At 74.9% G+C, this 1,995-nt stretch carries 2 protein-coding genes; one reads left to right on the forward strand and one right to left on the reverse strand.

Going from position 1 to position 1,995, the window contains the following annotated elements:
• Positions 1 to 33 precede the first annotated feature (33 nt).
• Positions 34 to 972 carry an MBL fold metallo-hydrolase gene (locus ACFRCR_RS18565; RefSeq protein ID WP_377679658.1) on the reverse strand — a complete coding sequence of 313 codons (939 nt, stop codon included), beginning with the start codon at positions 970 to 972 and terminating at the stop codon, positions 34 to 36.
• A gap of 330 nt (positions 973 to 1,302) precedes the next feature.
• On the opposite strand from ACFRCR_RS18565, the gene ACFRCR_RS18570 reads away from it, so the two are divergent.
• On the forward strand, positions 1,303 to 1,995 hold a 693-nt coding region (locus ACFRCR_RS18570; RefSeq protein WP_377679660.1), incomplete at its 3' end, for a DNA translocase FtsK 4TM domain-containing protein.

The raw sequence follows: 1,995 nt of genomic DNA on the forward strand, positions 1-1,995 counted from the left end.
GCGCCGCCCCGGCGCCGCGCCGGCCCGGAAGGTCTACGGGCGGCGTGCTCGGCGCAGGTGGTCGAGCTGCTTGCGGTGCTCGCCCACGACCCACTCGCCCGTGACGCGGGGGTCCTCCGGGCCGTCGGCGCCGTCCGTGTCGCCGCTCGCCGCCGTCTCCAGCGCGTCGAGGTAGGCCCGGTCTGCGCCGAAGCGCTCCCAGATCGCGTCGCTGCCCGTGGCGACGTGCCCGTGCCCCGGGACGAGGGTGTGCACACCGTGCTCGGAGACCGCGCGCTCGAGCACGTCGAGGCCCGCGCGGTACGCACCCACGGGGTCGGGGGACTCGAGGTCCAGGAGCGGCACCTCGATGTCCGAGAGCATGTCTCCCACGACGATCACCCCGGCCCCCGGCAGGACGAGCGCACCGTGGCCGGGCGCGTGCGCCTGGTGCTCGACCACGAGCACGACCGGCTCGGTGGCGGCCGGTGTCACGCCGGGAGCCGCCGCGGCGCCCGACGGCGTCGAGCGCCCGGGCCCGGCGGGCCACGGCAGGTGCAGCACGTCCGGGTGTGCGCCCCCTGGGGAACCACCCGTCCCCGACCCAGCAACCGGCGTGAGGCGACCGAACAGCGTGAGGTCGTGCCCCGGAGCCTCGTGCTCCACCTTCACGAGGTCCTCGGCGAGGCTCTGCTCCTGGGCGCGTACCGCCGTCGGGCAGGCCCAGCGCGGGACGTCGCCCAGCGACCGCGACCACAGGACGTGGTCCCAGTGCGGGTGGGTCGAGAACCCGGCGGTGACGCGCCAGCCGTGATGGGCGATCGCGGCCGCGAGGGACTCGACCTCGTCGACCGTGATGCCCGGGTCCACGACCAGGGCCCGTCCGTCCGGGGCCACGACGACCGTCGTGAGGCTCGTCCAGATCTCGGCGGTCGCGACGTGCACGCCGTCGGCGATCTCGTGCAGCTCGCGCAGCGGGGGAGGGGTGCTCATGCCCCGATCCTGCCCCGGTTCGGCCACCCGTCGCGACCGCTCCCGCGGACGCGCGGGTGCCGTGTCCCGGCGCAGCCCGCGAACGTCGCCGGATTCGTCACAGGACACGCACCCTCGGGGTGCGGGGCCGACCTGGCGTGCACGGGTACGGTGGTGCGTACTATGGCGACCCGGACGTCCACCTCGGCGAAACGGCCCACGACCTCCCGCAAGACCACCTCGCGTGGCGCGACGGGCAGATCGGGGGGATCTTCGAGCGCGTCCCGCGCTCCGCGGAGCTCGTCACCACGCAGACCGGCCGCCCGGCCTGCACCCTGGCCCGTCCGCGCGGTGCGCGGCCTGTGGCTGGGGTGCGCGCACGCGGTCGGCGCGGTCACCCGCAGCATCGGCAAGGGAGCAAGAGAGCTGGACCCCTCACATCGGCGCGACGGCGTCGCGTTCCTCCTCCTGGCACTCGCCGTGATCGTCGCGGCCCGCGAGTGGTGGGGGATCTCGGGCGCGTTCGGCACCGCCGTCCACGCAGTCTCGGCGGGCGTCTTCGGTGTCGCCGCGGTCGCCCTGCCCGTCCTGCTCATCTGGCTGGCCGTCCGGATCATGCGGCACCCCGAGCGGACGCAGGCGAACTCGCGCGTCACGATCGGACTCTCGTTCATCGTCGTGTCGGTCTGCTCGCTGGTGCACATCGCCGAGGACCTGCCCGCCCCGCGCGACGGCTTCGCGGCCGTTCAGGACGCGGGTGGCGTGATCGGCTACCTGTTCGCGACCCCGGTCCACACGGGGCTCACCGAGTGGTTCGCGGTGCCGCTGTTCCTGCTGCTGGGGTTCTTCGGGATCCTCGTGGTCACCGCGACGCCCGTGCACGCCATCCCGAGCCGCCTGCGCGGCATCTACGACCGGTTGACCGGCAACCACCGGGAGGGCGAGGACGGGCGCGGCCCTCAGGACGACGACGGCCTGCAGCTCGCCGACGGCGTCTCACGTCACGACGGCACCGACGAGGCGCCGCGCAAGCGCCGCGTCGGG

It is taken from the genome of Oerskovia sp. NPDC056781 (assembly GCF_042789955.1).
In the GTDB taxonomy this organism is placed as follows: Bacteria; Actinomycetota; Actinomycetes; order Actinomycetales; family Cellulomonadaceae; genus Oerskovia; species Oerskovia rustica.

Bases quoted from the DNA above. Each gene is read 5' to 3' on its own strand.
- ACFRCR_RS18565 (WP_377679658.1), bottom strand. From the start codon at position 972: ATGAGCACCCCTCCCCCGCTGCGCGAGCTGCACGAGATCGCCGACGGC.